Source organism: Lysinibacillus composti (assembly GCF_016908465.1).
Taxonomy (GTDB): Bacteria; Bacillota; Bacilli; order Bacillales_A; family Planococcaceae; genus Ureibacillus; species Ureibacillus composti_A.
On record NZ_JAFBDY010000006.1, the window covers coordinates 134,196 to 154,465 of the forward strand.

Annotated in this window: 20 protein-coding genes, 1 tRNA gene and 2 pseudogenes; 5 read left to right on the forward strand and 18 right to left on the reverse strand. The window is 34.6% G+C overall.

The genetic code is table 11. The annotated features are described in order from the left end of the window. Positions 1 to 765: 765 nt before the first annotated feature. Together JOD29_RS08860 and JOD29_RS20805 are read right to left on the reverse strand one after the other, a co-directional pair. Positions 766 to 1,434, reverse strand: a complete 669-nt coding sequence (locus JOD29_RS08860) for a MerR family transcriptional regulator (protein ID WP_124764258.1) — start codon at positions 1,432 to 1,434, stop codon at positions 766 to 768. Positions 1,435 to 2,000: 566 nt separating this feature from the next. Next, positions 2,001 to 2,075 (reverse strand): annotated as a pseudogene (locus JOD29_RS20805) (BBE domain-containing protein); the annotation flags it as partial. Between the two features lie 208 nt (positions 2,076 to 2,283). Here JOD29_RS20805 and JOD29_RS08870 point away from each other — a divergent pair. Beyond that, entirely contained in the window at positions 2,284 to 2,508 is a 225-nt protein-coding gene (locus JOD29_RS08870; protein WP_124764259.1) for an ABC transporter, read from the forward strand. A 381-nt stretch (positions 2,509 to 2,889) separates the two neighbouring features. Here the strand turns inward: JOD29_RS08870 and JOD29_RS08875 are convergent. Continuing rightward, a tRNA-Arg gene (locus JOD29_RS08875) sits at positions 2,890 to 2,963 on the reverse strand. A 189-nt stretch (positions 2,964 to 3,152) separates the two neighbouring features. Beyond that, on the reverse strand, positions 3,153 to 4,058 hold the full coding sequence (locus JOD29_RS08880) for a LysR family transcriptional regulator (protein WP_124764260.1): 906 nt from the start codon (positions 4,056 to 4,058) through the stop codon (positions 3,153 to 3,155). Between the two features lie 129 nt (positions 4,059 to 4,187). On the opposite strand from JOD29_RS08880, the gene JOD29_RS08885 reads away from it, so the two are divergent. The 3 genes from JOD29_RS08885 to JOD29_RS08895 all read left to right on the forward strand — a co-directional run bounded on the left by JOD29_RS08885 (position 4,188) and on the right by JOD29_RS08895 (position 6,660). Beyond that, a complete protein-coding gene (locus JOD29_RS08885) occupies positions 4,188 to 5,228 on the forward strand; it encodes a YeiH family protein (protein ID WP_124764261.1) in 1,041 nt (346 codons plus the stop codon). Positions 5,229 to 5,465: 237 nt separating this feature from the next. After that, positions 5,466 to 5,981, forward strand: a complete 516-nt coding sequence (locus JOD29_RS08890) for a PadR family transcriptional regulator (protein WP_124764262.1) — start codon at positions 5,466 to 5,468, stop codon at positions 5,979 to 5,981. A gap of 358 nt (positions 5,982 to 6,339) precedes the next feature. After that, entirely contained in the window at positions 6,340 to 6,660 is a 321-nt protein-coding gene (locus tag JOD29_RS08895; RefSeq protein WP_124764263.1) for a heme oxygenase, read from the forward strand. 142 nt (positions 6,661 to 6,802) lie between these two features. Here JOD29_RS08895 and JOD29_RS08900 read toward each other — a convergent pair whose 3' ends face one another. The 4 genes from JOD29_RS08900 to JOD29_RS08915 all read right to left on the reverse strand — a co-directional run bounded on the left by JOD29_RS08900 (position 6,803) and on the right by JOD29_RS08915 (position 9,976). After that, a complete protein-coding gene (locus tag JOD29_RS08900) occupies positions 6,803 to 7,381 on the reverse strand; it encodes a dienelactone hydrolase family protein (RefSeq protein WP_124764264.1) in 579 nt (192 codons plus the stop codon). Between the two features lie 338 nt (positions 7,382 to 7,719). Next, positions 7,720 to 8,442: an amino acid ABC transporter ATP-binding protein gene (locus tag JOD29_RS08905; protein WP_124764265.1), complete on the reverse strand. Its 723-nt coding sequence runs from the start codon at positions 8,440 to 8,442 to the stop codon at positions 7,720 to 7,722. Next, on the reverse strand, positions 8,439 to 9,146 hold the full coding sequence (locus tag JOD29_RS08910; RefSeq protein ID WP_124764266.1) for an amino acid ABC transporter permease: 708 nt from the start codon (positions 9,144 to 9,146) through the stop codon (positions 8,439 to 8,441). The genes JOD29_RS08905 and JOD29_RS08910 overlap by 4 nt, the downstream gene beginning before the upstream one ends. A gap of 20 nt (positions 9,147 to 9,166) precedes the next feature. After that, positions 9,167 to 9,976, reverse strand: coding sequence for a basic amino acid ABC transporter substrate-binding protein (locus tag JOD29_RS08915; protein WP_124764267.1), 810 nt, complete (start codon positions 9,974 to 9,976; stop codon positions 9,167 to 9,169). Between the two features lie 483 nt (positions 9,977 to 10,459). Between JOD29_RS08915 and JOD29_RS08920 the strand changes: the two genes are divergently transcribed. Then, positions 10,460 to 10,837 (forward strand): PH domain-containing protein, encoded by a 378-nt coding sequence (locus JOD29_RS08920; RefSeq protein ID WP_124764268.1) that lies wholly within the window; start codon positions 10,460 to 10,462, stop codon positions 10,835 to 10,837. 138 nt (positions 10,838 to 10,975) lie between these two features. Here the strand turns inward: JOD29_RS08920 and JOD29_RS08925 are convergent, their stop codons facing one another. From JOD29_RS08925 to JOD29_RS08970, 10 genes and pseudogenes are all read right to left on the reverse strand, one after another. After that, positions 10,976 to 11,170, reverse strand: coding sequence for a Fur-regulated basic protein FbpA (locus tag JOD29_RS08925; RefSeq protein ID WP_124764269.1), 195 nt, complete (start codon positions 11,168 to 11,170; stop codon positions 10,976 to 10,978). A 128-nt stretch (positions 11,171 to 11,298) separates the two neighbouring features. Then, positions 11,299 to 12,486 (reverse strand): acyl-CoA dehydrogenase family protein, encoded by a 1,188-nt coding sequence (locus JOD29_RS08930; RefSeq protein ID WP_124764270.1) that lies wholly within the window; start codon positions 12,484 to 12,486, stop codon positions 11,299 to 11,301. Beyond that, positions 12,483 to 13,826, reverse strand: coding sequence for an LLM class flavin-dependent oxidoreductase (locus tag JOD29_RS08935; RefSeq protein ID WP_124764271.1), 1,344 nt, complete (start codon positions 13,824 to 13,826; stop codon positions 12,483 to 12,485). Before JOD29_RS08935 ends, JOD29_RS08930 begins: the two co-directional genes overlap by 4 nt. A gap of 37 nt (positions 13,827 to 13,863) precedes the next feature. Beyond that, positions 13,864 to 14,720, reverse strand: a pseudogene (locus JOD29_RS08940) (MetQ/NlpA family ABC transporter substrate-binding protein). Between the two features lie 16 nt (positions 14,721 to 14,736). Next, positions 14,737 to 15,390, reverse strand: a complete 654-nt coding sequence (locus JOD29_RS08945) for a methionine ABC transporter permease (protein WP_124764272.1) — start codon at positions 15,388 to 15,390, stop codon at positions 14,737 to 14,739. Then, entirely contained in the window at positions 15,332 to 16,411 is a 1,080-nt protein-coding gene (locus JOD29_RS08950; protein WP_124764273.1) for a methionine ABC transporter ATP-binding protein, read from the reverse strand. Before JOD29_RS08950 ends, JOD29_RS08945 begins: the two co-directional genes overlap by 59 nt. A gap of 24 nt (positions 16,412 to 16,435) precedes the next feature. Then, on the reverse strand, positions 16,436 to 17,275 hold the full coding sequence (locus JOD29_RS08955) for a MetQ/NlpA family ABC transporter substrate-binding protein (RefSeq protein WP_124764274.1): 840 nt from the start codon (positions 17,273 to 17,275) through the stop codon (positions 16,436 to 16,438). Positions 17,276 to 17,445: 170 nt separating this feature from the next. Beyond that, positions 17,446 to 18,444 carry a PLP-dependent cysteine synthase family protein gene (locus tag JOD29_RS08960; RefSeq protein ID WP_124764275.1) on the reverse strand — a complete coding sequence of 333 codons (999 nt, stop codon included), beginning with the start codon at positions 18,442 to 18,444 and terminating at the stop codon, positions 17,446 to 17,448. Positions 18,445 to 18,730: 286 nt separating this feature from the next. Next, a complete protein-coding gene (locus JOD29_RS08965) occupies positions 18,731 to 19,252 on the reverse strand; it encodes a GNAT family N-acetyltransferase (protein ID WP_124764276.1) in 522 nt (173 codons plus the stop codon). 392 nt (positions 19,253 to 19,644) lie between these two features. Then, positions 19,645 to 20,214 carry a M15 family metallopeptidase gene (locus tag JOD29_RS08970; protein WP_124764277.1) on the reverse strand — a complete coding sequence of 190 codons (570 nt, stop codon included), beginning with the start codon at positions 20,212 to 20,214 and terminating at the stop codon, positions 19,645 to 19,647. Positions 20,215 to 20,270: the final 56 nt, after the last annotated feature.

Below are 20,270 nucleotides of genomic sequence, written 5' to 3' on the forward strand. Positions count from 1 at the left end.
GGATTAGGGGTAAGATTAAATTCAGAAAAAGAACACGCTGAAGCGGCTACAACAAAATATGTTTATTCTTAGGCTAATTTGCTATCGATTAGCGAAAATTCAACTGTAGCTTACGAAGAATATAATTTTACCTACCAATGAATCAAAGCACGACCATTCTGGTGAAGTTGTGCCATATACAAGAACAAGCTTGTCAGGGCGAGCCAGAAGAAGTCGTCAACTTGTAAAGCCACTTTGAAACGTGATACTTGGAGAAATGGTCAAGGGGATGGCAAAACATATTATTCAACTATTGACATTACAGTTGACTTTAAAATTAGCCCAGAAGTTGGTATCAGATTACTTACACGTATAAAGTAGGCTGTGTAGATTACGCAGCTGTGGAATTCGACGAAAAAAAGTAATAGAACGAGAACTTGAGTAAGTAATTTTTTTAAAGAAACGGCTCTATTCGAGTCGTTTTTATTTTTGCATTCTTGTGTGCTTCACCGTCTCATCTTACAATTAAATGAATTATAAATTAGGAGATGATTATATTAAAGATTAATTACTAAACATCACTAAAACCACTAGCTTGGTCACTGGCGTAATCTTGTTATATGGATCGATATTTTATATGTATTTGTTCAAGTGTTCCCTTATGGCGAATAGTTGCATGAACAGACGAGGATAGCCCGAGAGAATGCTGAGATACGAAAGGAACTACTGAAAGAACTTGGATTGGTAGAAGATTGAAAGGTCCACCAATGCTCTTTAATGGTCTTACTATTTTTTTAGAAAAGAGAAAAGTCCTTTTTCCTTTTCCTTCTTTTGTTCTTCATATTCTGTAATTTGTTGTTCGTGTTGTCGAAAGTTAATTCGATTAAGCGTATTCATAATGGCATTGTTTTGTTGTTCTACACGGTCTAGTTGTCGAGTGGAAAGTGATACAGGTTCATTTGCCTTTTCAATAAGATAACTCATCATATTCCCAAGCTCATTCTTTAATGTTTCATTTTGTTCCATTAATAATTCATTTTGTTTTCGTTGTGCTTGGATCAGTTCTAGTAATTGTGTATTTTGCTGTTCAATTCCAGCGACATGTGTAACTAATATTTCCATCGAGTTTGCTAATTCATTATATTTTCCTTGGTCGACTACTCGAGGAGTTAGGGTTTCTGTAGGTTGCCAATCATTTGTAACGGTCTCTACTTCAAATCCTGGAGATGTCAACAGTTGTGCTGCTTCATTTAATTTGACACCACGATTTTTATTTAATAAGATTAATGCTTTAATTATTTCAATATCTCGGTCTGAATATTCACGATGACTCCGAGCATTTCGTTTAACTTTATATCCATTTTTCTCCAAAACAGATATATAATAGTTTATCTTTTGTTTGCTGATACCAACCTGTTGTGCAACCGCTGCAGTTGCATATGTATTACTAGCCATACACTTTGATGCTCCTTTACCTTGCTGTATATGTATTTGTATCAAGTATATCACTATTTCCCCATAATTGTTCTACTCTAACAGAATTTTCAAGCATATAATGATCATCAATATACTTACCGGCCATCCATTCGTTACATCAATTCTTAAACTATTGATGTCAGTTAAAATTCCTCTCTTTCCAGTGAGTATGCATACAATATACCCTCCAACAACTACTGTACCTACAACACTGGTAACGACTAATTTTATACTCCTTTTTAATAAATATAATCCTAATCTTAAAGTCAATTAGCCCTCAGCATTATTACTGTGTTGGAACCAGTCCCAATAGGATTCATAAACCGCGTCATGTAAAAATCCTACATTTAAAAAGTCTAGAAACATTTATATAATCAATGTTTCTAGACTTTTTCTATTGTTCAAATTTAGAGTAATTTCTTCAATTTCTCCGTTTGACCGCAATAAAATTTCCAATTATTTATCACTTTTTTGAATATCATGATAGAAAATATCATCAATTAAAACTTTTAGTGGAGTTCACCATTCCAATACTAGTAAAAACATCATTCGGTCGCTTCAATTGTATGGTTATTTCGAAATGTATTAGTTGGGGCATATTGCTTTTTCACTTGCATTAGACGATCTAGATATACCTCTCAACTATTTCTGAATAGGACCATTGTAATATATTTTTGTCTATTCCGAACAAATCAATGTCTGTTATTTCATTGTCATCAATTTCACCATGACTATAATTAGCCTTAAATTTTTCCGTAAAGAACCTAACAATATTTCATTCATCTGCATACTATATCATTGAACACTCTTTGAAATGGAGGTGTTTCTATGAGTTTTCAATTTGGCATTTCTGGAATTTTCCTTGGATTTCTCACAGGTGTGATATGGCTGCTGCTAGCATTATCGGGGTTCATTACTGAGTTTTTTGGATTACTCGGTATAGGAGGAGTTCTTGCTAATATTCTAAACATCCTAGTTGCGTTAATTGGCTTCCTAGCTTTTGTTTTGTTTGGATTATACCTATTCAAGAAAGCGTGGCACTATTGCAAGTAGGTATAAAGTAAGTGGGAGGCTAATGAATCATTATAGTCTTGGCAACAATCATCTTGTTGAGGTCTTGCTCACAGTCTTTGAATAGCACCCGAAACCTGTTCAACTAAAAAGTTGAACAGGTTTTTCTTTATTTTCAAAATAGAATTTCCAAAGCTGCGTTTGGTAATCTTTTATTAAAGTATATTTTTCAACAATATTATAGTGAGTATGATCTACTTCATTTATCTCTGCAGAAATAATTCATCAAGATTCATTTGCCCCCCCTATCCTTTTGTTAATCGACATTCCTTCTTTACCTTTTCTATCTTTTACTAGTCTGCTATAAACAAAAAAATACCTCAACCCTAAATGGATTTGAGGTATTTCTTCTTTAAATATATACGTCCCAGGAGGGATTCGAACCCCCGACCGTACGCTTAGAAGGCGTATGCTCTATCCAGCTGAGCTACTGAGACAACAACGTTTCTTTGAATTTAAGTATTCGATCGATAACATACTTAGACCGAAATTATCTTCGAGCTATATAATAACACTTATTGCGCCTTTTTTAAATAGTAGATTTATAACTTATTCACATTTCCCAGTCATAGTAAGTTGTTTATTTCGCCTATCTCTCGATTTAGTTGAATTGAATACTGGAATTCTTATAGTTTTCTTAACAAATCAGAAATTACATCATGTTCCTTCAATAGTTCTAAAAATACGCTTAACGCTTTCGTTTGGAACGGAGATCTTAAGACAATTGAAAATTTCCTTTTCATAGGAAGTTGTTCTATTTTAATAACTTTTAAAGTCCCTATTGAACACTCTTTTCGAACCGCCCAGTAAGATAGCAGACTAATACCAAGACCTGCTTCTACAGATTCTTTAATTAGTTGTGTACTTCCAAACTCCAATTTTCTTTTTGGAGTGAATCCACACAACCTGAACATTTTTTCAGTTACTTCTCTCGTTCCAGAGCCGTTTTCCCTAACAATCCACATCTCATCCTCTAATTCAGATAGGTTAATTTCGCCATTTTTTTGCACTAATCTATGTTTTGGGGAAGCGACCAGATACAAAGAATCTTCTGCAAATGGTTCAATTGATAAATTTTTATCATGGAATTCCCCTTCTATAATTCCTACATCTAGTTGGTGCCCCAAAACTAAATTTGCTATCTCTTTTGTGTTTCCAATCATAATAGTTGGTGTAATCATTGGATATTCTCCCTGCATTTTTGCAATAACATGCGGCAATACATATTCTCCAAATGTATAACTGGCACCAATTGAAAGAGGTCCACTCGTCTTGTTGGTAAGATCATCTATCAAGTAATGCATTTTTGAATGCAGACTTAATATCTCCTTTGCATGATGATAGACAATCTCTCCAGCTTGAGTTAAGCATACAAATTTATTGTTACGCTCCAACAACTTGATTCCCATAGCCCCTTCAAAAGATTGAATATATTGGCTAACAGCAGGTTGAGTCATATGTAGTTTTTCTGCTGCACGTGAAAAGTTTCCCAACTCTGCTACCGTTACAAAGACATTTAACTGTTGGTCCATTTTTATCAATCTCCTTAAAGTTCATTTTTACTATAAGTAATTACTTATTATAAGTATTATAAATAATTATTTTTCTTATGGATAAAAAAGGTTTAGTCTGAGATTGTAATATATAAAGATGGTGTTGGGATGGAAGCGCAATATGTAAATAAAGAACCTAGCCAATTCCCCAAAAAATCCTCATCTTTGGGATTATGGATTGGTGGAATTGGCTTTACCTTTTTGATTGCCTTACTGGGATATTTATTAGCAAAAGTACCTGTATTTGGTAATATCGGCCAATTAGCATCGGCAATTCTAATTGCTGTCTTGTATCGACAGTTTTTAGGTTATCCTGAACTCTTACGTTCTGGCATAACATTTTCTTCAAAAAAATTATTACGCTTCGCCATTATTTTGTATGGACTAAAACTCAATATAGATACCGTCTTGCAGGATGGTTTGGGCTTACTTGTTCGGGATATGGGGGTAATTATCTTTGCAATCTTGGTAACGATTTGGCTAGCCCGAAAATTTAAAGCAGATAAAAATATATCGCTTCTTTTGGGAATAGGTACAGGGGTTTGTGGTGCAGCAGCCATAGCAGCGGTTGCTCCAATTATTAAATCAAAAGATGAAGATACCGCCATTAGTGTTGGGATTATTGCTCTTGTTGGTACGATTTTTTCGATAACTTATACAATATTACGTCCTCTTTTACCGTTATCAGATATAGAATATGGCACATGGTCAGGAATTAGTTTACATGAAATTGCTCATGTAGCACTAGCTACAGCACCAGGCGGACAAGATGCATTAGCATTTGGTTTACTTGCAAAATTGGGTCGAGTGTTTTTACTTGTTCCACTGTGCTTTCTTTTAATGTATATCATGAAAAGAAAAGGATCTAGGGACGAAGGTTCAGAAGCAAAGGTTGAATTTCCTTGGTTTTTAATAGGATTCATTATCATGAGTATTATTGGAAGCTATGTGATTGGTGAAACCATTCCAGTATCAATCGAATTTATGAATGGAATTTCCCAACTCACTACATGGTGTTTAACAGCGGCAATGGTCGGACTCGGATTAAATATAAGCCTTCGGGAACTCCATTCAAAAGCATTAAAACCATTAATTGCAATGGGGATTACATCAATCTTACTTTCTGTCTTGGCCTATTTTATTGTATAAAAAATAAATGAATTATTATCCAAATTGGATAAAAAAGTAAAGCAGGTACCCTATCTAAGAGTACCTGCTTTCTATAAGTATAAATTAAATGCCCCTGCCAAGGATGTTAATTATAACATATTAATTAGATAGTATAAAGATGATGGGGTGCTTCAATTTAATAACAAACACTCAATTGACTACAAATAGAATTTACGAGAGAATATATATAGATTGCGGAAAGAAAGGAGGATTTCTGTGGAACATCGCTCACTAATTCTGCTTGGTTTATTAATGGGACAAAGTCAACACGGATATCAGATCAATGAATTCATCGAAAGAAACTTAAGTACAGTTACAGATATGAAAAAACCAACTGCTTATGCTACTTTGGATAAACTAAATCAAAAAGGTTTTATTGATATTCAGCTAGAGCAAGAAGGAAATAGACCCACTCGTAAAGTGTACTCTATAAATGAAAGCGGCCGAAACTATTTTTATAAATTACTATTGAATAACCTATCTTCTGCTGAAAGTGTTAATTACCAAGGAGATATTGGGTTAATGTTTAGTGATCTTCTTCCTATGGAAAAGGTAATTCCAGCGTTGAAAGAACGATTAAAGAAAAACCAGCATCAATTAGATCTATTTAAACAAACACCGGCACATGGAATACGAACAGGCGTTAATCTTGCAGTTGAACATAAAATAATAATGTTAGAAGCAGAAGTTGCCTTTCTTGAAAAAACTATAAACAATCTCCAGTTCAATTAAATATTTATCCCTACGATCATTTTTTTATTATGATGAAAATAAAAAAATGATCTAATTTTACCCTTATAGTCACAGTTGACTAATCAACGAAAAACTATTACACTTTAAAAGTAACAGATGACAAATTATTTTATTTCAAATGAAGGGTGTGTGAAAAGACGATTACATACTCCAATCGAATGAAGACAAGAAATAATGAGTCATTTTTGGTACCGACGACAAACGAATGCAAGTAAATTGCGATCGATAAAGTGTATCGTATGGATGACGGCAGATAGAATCATAATGATTGTATAAGTCACGAAAGATTGAAAACTGTTTCTTTTAGTGAAAATGAAAACTTAGGAGGTACAATAACATGATTATTGTAACAAATAGAATTAAAACAAAATTAGGTTTTGCTTCAAAAATGGCTCCAATGTTCACAAGACCAGGAGCGTTACAAAAAATGGAGGGTTTTGTAAAAGTAGAAGTTTCAATTACTAAAAATCTCACAGAATATGATGAAATGAATGTAAATATGTATTGGAACACTTTGGAAGACTTTACTCGTTGGAAAAATAGCGATGCTTTTAAAGAAGCACATACAGGTCCAAATAACACTGGTCAGGAATCTCCAATCTTGGGAAGTGAAATTATCATTTCAGAGGTTGCTTCTACTTTAGAGCTAAATGCATAATTACTTACAAACCCCTACTATTAACTAGTAGGGGTTTTATTTGTTAGGAACATTAATAGGAACTGTATGAGTTAATTTATATCTCTTCATACAGAGTGCTTCTAGATAAATTTAGTCATTCCCAAAGTGGGTTTGGAACTTATTAATCAAATAAATATTCTGATAGGTCATTAGTTGTGTGTTTATTGTATTTCGATGAGTATGGATCAGCAAAACCATGTTTGCCTTCAACAATTTTGACAAATACATGGGGATATGTAGAAATCCTTGTTTTTAAATCAATAGGATTAAAAGATTTTTCTTGCTCGCCAAATATTAAAATCGTTTCCGCATTCGGTACTACGTCTGTATATTGACGAATTCGAGAACCATAAAAGCCAACTACTTTATGTAATGAAGGGTTATTACTGCAAAGCCAAGCAATCGTGGCACCAATACTAAAGCCGATCATACGTATATGTGAATATTTATTTGATAAATTGTTGATTAAAGCATTTACGTCATATTGGGCTTTTTCAAATCCTACGTTTGTCATAAAATTTTGATACGCAAGGTCTTCCTCTTCGTATGGAAATGGTGTAATTCTCTGTAATAAATTCGGCACATATACATCAAACCCTTTTTGATAAAATGCATTTGCATAATGTTTTATATGTGAATTTATTCCATAAATTTCATGAAGTAAAATAACACATTGATTGGAATTTTGTTTCAATTCCATGAATTATATCTCCTTTTTTAATGTTTATTATAAATGTTTTTAAATGGCTGTTGATCTTTCTTTTTACACACTAATAAAGTAAAACAAAAAAGTAAACAGAACACCTGTTTACTCTCTTGCCCACAGATTTATTTTATTATATCAACTGGGTTGAACTCATTTCATCTCCGCTTTTTTCGCAAAAAAATTCACAACGTGTAAGTCACAGGTTCGAATCCTGGCAAGACCATTTCAATGATCTACAAACATTGGTTGGTATATCAATGCTTGTAGACCTTTTTTATATATGTTCAAAATTCATTTATCTTTATTCAGTCTAAAGTTGTCCTACAAATCTGTTAAAGAACTTTACCTAGAAATGCCTTTGTGCGATCATTTTGTGGGCTACCGAATACATCTTCCGGATTTCCCTCTTCGATAATATACCCTCCATCCATGAATATAACACGATCTGCTACTTCACGAGCAAACCCCATCTCATGGGTTACAACGACCATTGTCATCCCCTCAAAGGCAAGCTGCTTCATAACATCTAGCACTTCTTTCACCATTTCAGGATCAAGGGCAGAAGTCGGTTCATCAAATAACATCACTTTCGGTTTCATAGCAAGAGCACGTGCGATGGCCACTCGTTGTTGTTGACCACCTGATAATTGTTCTGGATAATTATGTGCCTTTTCCCGTAGCCCGACTTTATCCAAAAGTTCAAAAGCAAGTGATTCTGCTTTACCTTTTTGCACTTTTCGAACTTGGATTGGAGCCATCGTAATATTATCCAAGACGGACATGTGAGGAAATAAATTAAACTGTTGGAATACCATGCCTACCTCTGTGCGAATCTCATTAATATCTGTTTTCGGATCGTTTACTTTAACATTTTCAATATAAATTGCCCCATCTGTGACTTCTTCAAGTAAATTGATACATCTTAAAAACGTACTTTTTCCAGAACCTGATGGGCCGATGACACAAACTACTTCTTTTTCTTTAATTTCATAGTCTATTCCTTTTAAAACTTCTAATTTTCCATAAGTTTTGTGTAAGTTTTCTACTTTTATCATGTCAAACTCCGCCCTTCTCGCTTCCTTCGCGGATTGTAACCATTACTAAAACGCCTTTCAACGTATGCAACTAATTTTGTTACAAGATAAGTCAATAGTAAGTAAAGTACTGCTGCTACTAAATAGGGTTCCCAGAAGCGATTATAGGCACCAGCCACAATCTTAGCAGCATATAAAATATCACTTGCCGCAATAACTGTTACCAGAGAAGAGTCTTTTAATAATGCAATAAATTCGTTTCCTAGTGGCGGAATCATTCGACGGAATGCTTGTGGTAAAATAATTTTCCGCATTGCTTTGCTATGGGTTAAACCAAGTGAACGAGCAGCCTCCATTTGGCCTTTATCGATTGATTGAATTCCAGCACGAATAATTTCTGCATTATAAGCGGCGCTATTCAATAACAAAGCCAAGATACCCGACACCATAAAACCATATGATTGTCCAAAAATCGTAGGTATAACTGCTAAGTGTATTATTAAGATTTGAACTAACATTGGCGTCCCACGGAAAAGATCTACATATAATTTAGAGGGCCAATAAAGCCATTTCTTTTTGGACGTTTCGCCTAATCCTATTAGGACTCCTAGTATGATACCTCCAGCATATCCTGAGACCGTTAAAACAATTGTTATCCAAATGCCACGTAAAAACATTTCACGGTAGTTCCAGATAATGTCCCAACGCAAATCCAATAAGTCCATCTGAAACACTCTCCAATCAGCTATTCGAGTTCTTGTCCTGTAATTTCAGCCAATTTCCCATTTTCTTTAATTTTTTGTAGACCTTCATTTAATAGATTTAGAAGTTCTTCATTCCCTTTTTTCACCATAAAGCCATAATATTCTTTTTCAAAGGAGTCATCTTCTATCGTTTTAAGTTTTGCTTCAGGGTTATTTTTGATATATTCAAATACAACTGCATTATCCCCGATCGCTGCATCTGTAGTGCCGTTTAATACTTCTTGAATCGCAATAGGTACACTTTCGTATCCTAAAATATTAGGATTCGTTTCACCTACTAAATCTTTCGCAGCCATATGCCCCGTTGAGTTAATTTGAACTGATATTTTCTTATCTTTTACATCTTCAGCAGAAGTAATTGGTGAATCTTCTTTTACAACTAGTAGTTGCGTTGCTTCATAATAAGGTTCAGTAAAATCAAATGTCTCTTTACGTTCGTCTGTAATGGTAATTCCTGATGCCCCCAAATCTATTTCACCATTTTTTACTTGTGGAAATATTGGCTCCCAACCAACCGCGCGCACTTCCGTTTCGAAACCGACCTCTTCCCCCATTGCATTTAAAACATCTACATCAATTCCAACCACATTTCCTTGATCATCCATATAGTTAAATGGAGCAAAAGAAGATTCCGAACCTGCTACTAATTTCTTAACTTCCTCTGTATTAGAGGTAGAACCCGACGAACTAGTAGTAGAGGTTGTAGATGAATCAGTACCACAAGCTCCTAAAATAATTGATGCTGTCAATAAAGGCAGCATCATTGAAAATAAACGCTTTTTCTTTAACATATTTAATCCCCCAATCTAATCATTTAAAGTTAGTAGTTATCTTACCTACTATTTTCATATATTCAATTTCTATAGTTTATTAATAGTTCTTATTGTTTATAACAAAAGATGCATATTAAACTTTTGATATATTTAATATTAATTAGTAAAAAAATAGCCTATGAGAAATTTATTCAACGCCAAATAGCGTATCCATAAATTCCCCAAGGCTGGTTATATTTGTCTTGATACAGTATTTATCGACCTAGAAATGCTGATAAGAATTTCTAAGATTTATTTCTCAAAACTAATTCCATCAAAAAAAATGCTATTTTAATATTCATACATTTATATTTCAGATTCCCAATAAGTAGGTATACTTCCACTCAGAAAAGCCATAATACAAGATTAAGAATTCTAATTATCAGTGACTGTATTTTCATTCTACTTCTTTCATATATTTTCCATTGGAGTTGAATGAACAGATTTAAGGAGGAAAAGGATATGGGGTTTTTTGATGGATTAATGGGGAACGCGTCTGAAGTGAATTTAAGTGAATTAAAGGAAGAGTTAAAAAATGTACTCACGAGGTCAGAAAATATTGAACATGCATTTAGAGTGATCCGTGATATGTTTGTTTTTACTAATAAACGATTAATACTAATTGATAAACAAGGAATGACTGGAAAGAAGACGGAATATCTTTCAATCCCTTATAAAAGCATTACATACTTCTCTATAGAAACTGCTGGAACATTTGATTTGGATGCGGAATTAAAGATATGGATTTCCGGTAGTCAAATGCCTATAGAAAAGACCTTTAATAAAACAACAAACATTTATAATGTTCAAAGTGTTTTAGCGGAAAATGTTTTGAAATAACTTGAAGATTTTCATTACTAAAATTAGAGACCAGGCTAAACACCTGGTCTTTTCTTTTTACCCATTACACTAAAGTAACAATGGTAAATGCGTAATACCATTTCCTATCATTTTTGTATGATGAGTTTTTAGCCTTCATTATTTATACAAAATCGCCCCAATATTACAATGTGGATGACTTTGGGAATGAAGTCTTTTAAATTCGTATTCCAGTTCTGATAAAGTTAGATTCCAAAGACGCTTATCGTCCTTTTGGTAAACGTTAAAGATGATTAGTTTATTAATTAGATTTTTTCTTCTATCTTCCACCGCTTTCCGAAGAATTTCTCCCATTTGAAACACTCCTTTTATTTACATACGCCTGGAAATCGCAATATACACACTTGAACCAAAAGACGTATTTGGTTAAAAAAAGGGTATGAATGATTTTTTCACATTCATACCATTAACACCTTTTGCCATTATTGAAGCACCTGTTCTTTTTTATCGAACAGCACTGATTGGGCTAATTGTGTGATCACTACATCATCAAATGGAGGATTGTATGCTCCACATTGCACATCTCTGAACAATCGTTCTAATTTATTCGATTTAGATAAGCTTCTTCCTCCAACAATTTTCATCGCTTTCGTCACGATTTCGATAGCGTAGTTACAGATTTGGTATTTCGCGATATTTACTTCATTACCAAGAGCTTCTTTTTTATGGGGTTCTAGTTCTACTTGTGCAGCAATACTATATAAAATTCGTCGAGCTGTTTGATAAAGTACTTCAATTTCCCCAACTTTTTGTTGAATATGTGGTGCATGACTAATTCGATTGCCGAGACTATGTGAGAACGTATTGTTTGCAAACTCAATCGCATAGTCTCTTGCAGCGCCTGCAATGCCTAAGTAGACAGCTGGAACTTCTAACGAATACACCCGACCATGGGCTGAGAAACGATTAATCTCATTGGAACGATGACGAGAAAGTAGTGCTTTTTCAGGTACAAATACATCTCGAAAAATAAGATCATGACTTCCTGTCGCTCTCATTCCTAATGAATCCCAAGTATTAATGACTTCAATTTGTTCACTTTTTGTCATTAAAAACTCTGCGATCACATCTTCATCTTCTAAGTAAGCAATAATGGTAAATTGTTTTAATATAGGTGCTAGAGAAGCAAAGGCTTTTTCACCATTAATTTTATATCCACCAGGTACTTTACGAGCAATGGTTCCAGGAATGGCCCCTCTCGCAATATTGCCCTTACCGCGCTCGCTACTAAGAATATTTAACACTGAACCTTCTTCAATCGTTTTTTTAGAAAGTTCAGCTAAAATCGGTTCTGGCCAACATTTTGATTCACGAACATTGATAAAGGTTAACAAATGCCAACCTACTGAAAGTGCTGTTGATGCATCCCCTTTTGCCAATTGCTCTTGAACAAGCAACATTTCATAAAGAGAAATTTCATCGCCACCGTACCTTTTAGGAACCGTTAATTTTAAATACCCGGCTTCTTGTAGGATCTTAAAATGTTCAAAAGGAAATTCTCCAATTTGATCATAATAGGGTGCTGTTTTTTCGAGTTCTTTTGCAATGTTTTTCGCAAAGTCTACTAGCTGTTGCTCTCTTTCGTTTCGAATAAATATGTCCTTTGTCATTTTGTCACCTTAGTTCTCGCAAATTGATTCACTCGTTTTTCAAGACCTAAATGATCTCGTAATGTGTTACCTGTATAATCTTTGCGATAAATTCCACGCTCCTGTAAGATTGGCACCACTTTTTCTACAAATGCCTCTAAATCCCGTGGGAGTAGTGGAAATTGAAGCATAAAGCCGTCGCAAGCTTTCTCTTTAAACCAACGCTCCATTTCATCTGCCACTTGTTCTGCAGACCCGACAAATGCGTCCCTTTTTCCTACATTAAATAAACGACTGTAAAGATCACCAACTTTTAAGTTTTCACGCTTAATGATCTCCATCAATTCATTAAAATTACTTTGAATGCTATTTACTTTTGGATATTCAACTTCAATGGCTGGTGTATCTAAAGAATACTTTGAAAAGTCAACATTCCCCATATACCCTGATACAAATTTTAAGGCTTTATATGGATCTAGTAGATTTTGCAATTCATTAAAGCGCTGGATGGCTTCTTCTTCTGTATCTGCCACGACAGGTGAAATACCATGGAAAACAACGAGTTCATTTTCATCACGACCATGTTGTGCTAATTGAGTTTTTACTGAGCGATAATGTTCTTTTGCTGTTTCAATACTATCCCAATGTACAAATACTGCATTGGCTACACGTGTCGATAATTTTTGTCCCGGTTTTGACGCACCAGCTACAACAATAACGGGATGACCTTGAGGTGAACGTGCAATATTTAGCGGTCCTTTTATAGAGAAGTGTTCACCTTTATAATTAGCTTCATGTACTTTCTCCTGATCATAGAAAATCCCCTTCTCTTTATCATATAAAAACGCATCATCTTCCCATGAATTCCATAACGCTTGAATCACATCTGCAAATTCCTCCGCACGTTCGTAGCGCTTGTCATGTTCCACATGTTTATCTCGACTAAAGTTTAAAGCGGTTTGACCTGTTGCATCGGCTGTTGTCACTAAATTCCAGGCAACACGACCATTACTAATATGGTCAACTGACATTAGTTGACGTGCTAACACATAAGGTTCGCTGTACGTTGTAGATGCCGTCGCTCCAAGACCAATTTTTTCGGTAGCAGCCGCTAGTGCGGTAATCTGAATAAGTGGATCAAAGCGATTTAAAATATGAGGGTGGGATTCATGATTGATCGCTAAACTATCTGCTACAAAGGCTATATCAAATTTCCCTTTTTCTGCAATTTGCGCAGCTTTCTGAAGTGCTTTAATATCGATACTAGCATCCGCTTGCCCCTCTGGATGGCGCCATGCCGCAACATGCATACCGGCACCAATTAAATATAATGACAGTTTTATTTCCCTTTCATTTGACATTTCTAATCATTCCTTCACATAAAATTTGACCAATGAACTAATCGTTATATGAATAAACTTCTTTCCAAGTAGACAATTCTTCTAGAGTTAACTTCACAGGAATGTAGTTTCCACTATATGTTTCTTCTATAAATTTTGATGTTTCTTCATTCTGATAGATTTCCACTATTTTTTGATAAACTTCATTGTCAGCGTCTTCAGCATTTGTTGCGATAATATTGATGAAAGGTTTTGCTGTATCACTCTCGTGGATAATTGCATCTTTTAAATAAAGTCCTGCTTGAACTGCAACCCCATTATTAATAATGGCAAAGTTGTATCTTCCATTACACGTGGTGTTGTCGCGCCATCAACTGGAACGATTTTTAAATTTTTAGGATTTTCTTTAATTCGGTCTTCTCCGCCATTTCCATCAAAATCGTCAGAAACAGTAAGAATTCCGTTTTCTTGTAGTAACAATAACGCTCGACCCCAGTTTGAAGGGTCACTTGGAACTGCAATCGTTGCTCCATCTTTCAGATCATCTAATGAATCATGTTTACTTGAATATAAACCTAAAGGTGCAATAATCGTTGTGCCAATTGGTACGATATCTGTACCATTATTTGTATTAAATAAATCTAAATAAGCAACATGTTGGAAAGCATTAATATCTATATCTCCATCTGCTAAAGTTTGATTTGGATCTACTTGTGCAGATAGAGTCACTAGTTCAAGATTGATGCCTTCTTTTTCAGCTTGTTCCGCAATAAATTCCCATGTTTTAACTTCCGAACTACGAATCCCTACTTTTACATTTGTACTTTCTTCACCCTGAGCCTTATTCGTTCCATTACATGCTGTTAACAAAACAGTTGTAAGTGCTAAAATTAAAAGTAAATGCCATTTTTTCAATTTAATAACCTCTTTTCTATGAACTATGTCTAAAATGTCTTTCTAATCTGTTTCCAATTGTTTGAATGAGTTGTACGAATGCTACAAGTAAAATAACTGTTACTAAAATAGTCATCTCATCAAAACGTTGATAACCATAAGTAATCGCCACATCTCCTAGTCCCCCTCCGCCAACAGCTCCTGCCATAGCAGTAGCACCAATGAGTCCGATTGTTGCGGTAGTAACACTTAAAATTAATGAAGGAAATGCTTCTGGGATTAAAAATTTTCGTATAATTTGCCAAGGAGTAGCCCCCATTGCTTTTGCTGCCTCAATAATGCCTTCATCAACTTCTAATAAGGAGTTTTCTATTAATCTCGAAATATACGGCCCAATATGTAGAACTAAAGGCACGATAGCAGCTGTTGTTCCGATGGCAGTTCCCACAATTAGACGAGTAAATGGAATAATTGCAACGAGTAAAATAATAAAAGGTATAGATCTGAATATATTGACAATAGGATTCACAATGCCAAATACCCAGCGATTCTCTAAAATATGTCCTTTTCTAGTAACAACTAGGGTGATCCCTAAGATTAATCCTAGAGTTGCTCCAAAGAACAACCCTATACTAACCATATATAGGGTTTCCCAAATCGCTCCCAGAATAATTTCGCGGCTTACATCCATTTGCTAGAACCTCCTCTATTTGTACATTTCTATTTTTAATAAACTGGACTACTTTTTCTGTTTCAGTATCTGCACCGACAATTTCAATGATTAAATTTCCAAAAGGTATTTTCTGAAGTTCTGTAATATTTCCGAATAAAACATTGATATCCACACTAAATTTTTTAACTACTTCTGATACAATTGGTTGGCCAACATCTACTCCAATAAACTTTAATTTAAAAATTCGTTCATTTGGATTTGCAACTTGTAATTGCTCATAAATGGATTGAGGAATTTCATCACGAACGACCGATTGTACGAAGTCTCGTGTCGTTTTTGTTTTAGGTGCCGAAAAAATTTCTAAAACATTGCCAGTTTCAATTATTTGACCATTTTCCATAACGGCAACGCGATTACAAATTTCTCGAATCACTTCCATCTCATGGGTAATAATTAAAATCGTAATGTTGTACTCAATATTTACACGCTTTAGTAATTCCAATATCGATTTTGTCGTTTGTGGATCAAGTGCTGATGTTGCTTCATCACAAAGTAAGATTTTCGGATTTGTTACTAACGCCCTCGCAATCCCGACCCTTTGTTTCTGCCCACCTGATAATTGATCGATATAAGCAGTTGTTTTACTTTCTAACCCTACAAACTTTAATACTTCATTGACACGTTTTTCAATTTCCCGTTTGTTTACTCCACTAAGGGTTAATGGCATTGCCACGTTATCGAAAACAGTTTTGGAAGAAAGTAGATTGAAATGTTGAAAGATCATTCCGATATTTTTCTTTTCTTCTCGTAATTGTCGTTTACTGAGAGTCGTTAAGTCTTTCCCATCGACAATTACTTTACCTTCAGTTGGAGTTTCTAATAGATTTACTGTTCTTATTAGCGTACTTTTCCCCGCACCACTAAACCCAATGACACCAAAAATGTCACCTTTATTAACTTTCAAATCTATATGATCCAACGCTTTTATTATTTTTTTATCTAATCGATATTGTTTCGATGTTCCTATAAACTCAATCATTGTTAAACCTCCTTTTGACAAGTGTTAAAATACAGGAACGACAGCCCCTTCGTATTCAGATTCAAAAAATTCTTTCGCCTTTTCACTTGTTAACCATTTCACAACTGTTTGAATAGCTTCATCATCTTTTCTTTCTGGCAATGCGGAAATAATGTTTACATATGGCGAATTCGCATCTTCAATAATCAATGCATCTTCAAGTGGATTGAACCCACCTTCTAGTGCATAATTAGTGTTTATGGCAGCTACATCCACATCTTCAAGAGAGCGATTTAACAAAGCAGCATCTACAGCAATAAATTCAAGTTCTTTGTCGTTTTCTACAATATCCTCAACCATGTAATCCCCTTCTTTAATAGGGTCAAGTTTGATGATTCCATTTTCGTCAAAAAGTAATAATGCACGAGAGAAATTCACAACATCCTTTGGTACAGCTACTTTTGCACCTTGTGGTAAATCGTTAATATCAGTAATTGTTTTAGAATAAACTCCAAAAGGTTCAATATGAATGCCTGCAACATTGACAAGATTTAATCCTGCTTCTTTATTAATTTGCTCCATGTAAGGGACGTGTTGGAAATAGTTAAAATCAAGTTCACCTTCAGCAGTTAATTGGTTTGTTTGAATGCCATCATTTCCAGTGATTATCTCTAATTGCACGCCATCTTTTTCTAAATCAGGCGCTAAATATTCAAGTACTTCTGCATGGGGGACAGATGAAGCACCGACTTTTAGTACGGTTACCTCTTGCTCTTCTTTTGACTCAGTAGATGTTGAAGCAGTGGTAGTTGTTTCTGTATTACTGCAAGCTGCTAATAAGATGAAGGTAAAAATTGATATGGCAATTAGTAAATGTTTTTTCATATAAGTCTCATCCTTTTCATTGTTTATTTACCAAAATTAAATTTAATTAATTTCTCCTACAGAGGGGGATGATTCGGATATCCACTCCCCCCACAACATATTTCTTATATTATTTATAGTTTTACTAGGATTTAGATTAAAATGGATTTAAATAATGTGATACAAGATCATTACTCAAATAAATCAGTTGATAAATACCTTAACCCTGTATCAGGAAGTATTGCGACAATTTTCTTCCCTTTATTTTCAGGTCGTTTGGCTAATTGTGTGGCAGCCCATATCGCAGCTCCAGAGGACGTCCCTACTAATATTCCATCTGATTTGGCAACTGCTCTTGCTGCTTCATTCGCCTGGCTCGTTTCAACTTCAATTACTTCATCAATCACTTCTTTGTTCACGTTTACTGGAACTCTTTTTTCTTCCACATCTGAGAATCGATGAACACCTGTAATCTCTGGTATATCTGGATTTTCAACCGTTGGAATTGAGTTAGTAGCAGGCTCAACTCCTACAATTTTAATAGTAGAGTTTTTTGATTTTAGAAATGCACCAGCACCACTTAAAGTACCACCAGTCCCTACTGTTGCCACTAAAATATCCACTTCACCATCTGTATCTTCCCAAATTTCAGGACCTGTTGTTTCAAAGTGAATTCTCGGATTTGCTTCGTTCTCCAGTTGATGTAAAAAGATTGAATTTTGTTGCTTTGATATTACTTTTTCCTTTAATACATTAATAACTTCCACAAAGTCGCCATCTGATTCTTCAATTGTCTGCAAAATTTCAGGTACGTCAGAAAATGGAACAACTTCTGCACCAAGTGCACGAATGGCTTTTGTTCGCTCTACACTTACATTGTCTTGTATATATATTTTTAATTTATACCCTTTCGCTGCTGCTATAGCTGCAAGGCCAATTCCTGTATTTCCACTTGTTGTTTCGATGATGGAATCCCCTTCTTTTAGTAACCCTTTTTGTTCTGCATCTTCAATCATTGCTTTAGCAATTCGATCTTTTACACTATTAGCCGGATTTAAGTACTCCAATTTCACAATTATCTCTGCTTCTAATTGATGTTGTTTTTCATAATTCACGATTTCTAACAATGGTGTTTTTCCAACAAGTTCGATAATCGACTTCTTAATTTTGTTTGAAGTGATTTTACTCATTTCATTTCCCCCTTAAAATTAACCCCTCTGCCATTACCTACATAACCAATAAGAATAGTAGGTGTTATAAACACATTTAACACCAATTAGAATATTTTGGCAATAGTTTTTCAATTTTGAATTGATAGAAATTTCCAATCACTAGAAATGGATGTCGGCGGTTATGTTTCAAACATACTTTCTCATTCCTAAAAATCAATCAACAATAGATTTTCCCATTAAAAAATCCTTTCTCATTTAGGTTGATGATCAGTCTAAACCTAATAGAAAGGATTCTTATTTCATCTTATATCTCAAGTACTAAGACATTACTTGGAATGCGGTAGCAACGAGTGTTTGGTTTTAAGTTCAATTCAATTTCAGCATCTCGTTCAAATCCAAATTTCTCGTATAAACGAATAGCGGAGGTCATAATTTCCCCTGTAAACAAATACATATATTCTTCATCTTTTTCATAAGTGTAATGAATGCCTACCTCTAATAAACTACGTGCAATTCCCAATCCTCGATGATTTGGTGAGACAGCTAAGTAGCGAAGTAAAGTATAATTAACACCATATTGGGATCCTTTATAAGCTGTGTCACTACTCGCATATAGACTTGCAGATCCAACAATTTCGCCATTGTATTTTGCAACAAAGATTTCTTCTACCTCTGGATCTTCTACGGCACCTTTAATGTCAGCTAAATATTTTTCCCAAAAGTTTGGATCAGTATAACTACCTTGATATTGCAAATAACTCTTAACAAGCAATTCGCGGACTCCTTCTTTATCCTGTGGTTGTAATTTCTCTACTGTTAATGACATATGATTGCCTCCTTAAATTGATCCTTATCAAATAACCTACTTAACAAATAAGGTTAGTTCGTGTTGTTAAAAATTTAACATTAAGTAGAATAATTTGGCAATAACAATTAAACTTTGTACTAATAGAAATTTTTAATCATTAGAAAAAGAAGAACAATAGTAGTTTAATAAACTCTATGTTTAAAAAATGAGGCTGTCTTAAAATAGACAGCCTCTTTAGAAAAGTTTAGGGTAGAATAGCGTGTGCGTGAATGTGCATGATACCATTGAAATGAAAGAATCATTAAAATTGACACACGACATCATTTTCAATCTTCCAGGAACACATTTTTCTCAATTCGCTAATATGATTAGAACTCCAAAGTAAATAATCAGGGAGATAAATAACTTTGTTATGGAGACTCAGGAGGTCGCTCTCCTCGTTGTAAATCATAGATACTTAGGCCGAAATCCATTTGTAAATGAGGGTAATCCTTAAATTTAGGCCAATCTCCCCCCCACTTGAAACCAAGGGATTTTGCTATGATGACAACTTCCGTCCAATCCGCTACACCATTCCCATTCCCATCATAATTCATATCCCAAATGACATCTCCTGTTGGGGTTTTGATTGCAAAATCAACGGCAAGGCCGAAATTATGATAAGACTCTCCACCTTTTGCATGTGTCACAATATTCCCCTCCACCGAGCGTCCAATCTCATATAGCCGATCTTGATCTTCCGCGCTTCGGAAACTATCCGTAATCACGATTGTAATTCCTGAATTAGCAGACCGTTGTATTAGTTCATCTGCCTTTTCCTGCACAATAGGATGAGTGTTTGTTGGCGCGGGAGCATCTTCATTTATCTCTGGTTCAAAAGGAAGTTCTAACTGTGTTAGGTATCGATTATAGAAAATGATAATGAGTAAAACTAAGAAAATAAATAATATAAATAAATTACTAATCCAATTAATCTTCAAAACTTTTTTGCTTTCATCTCCATTTACGTATATTTTTTCACTTGTAAACGCATTCT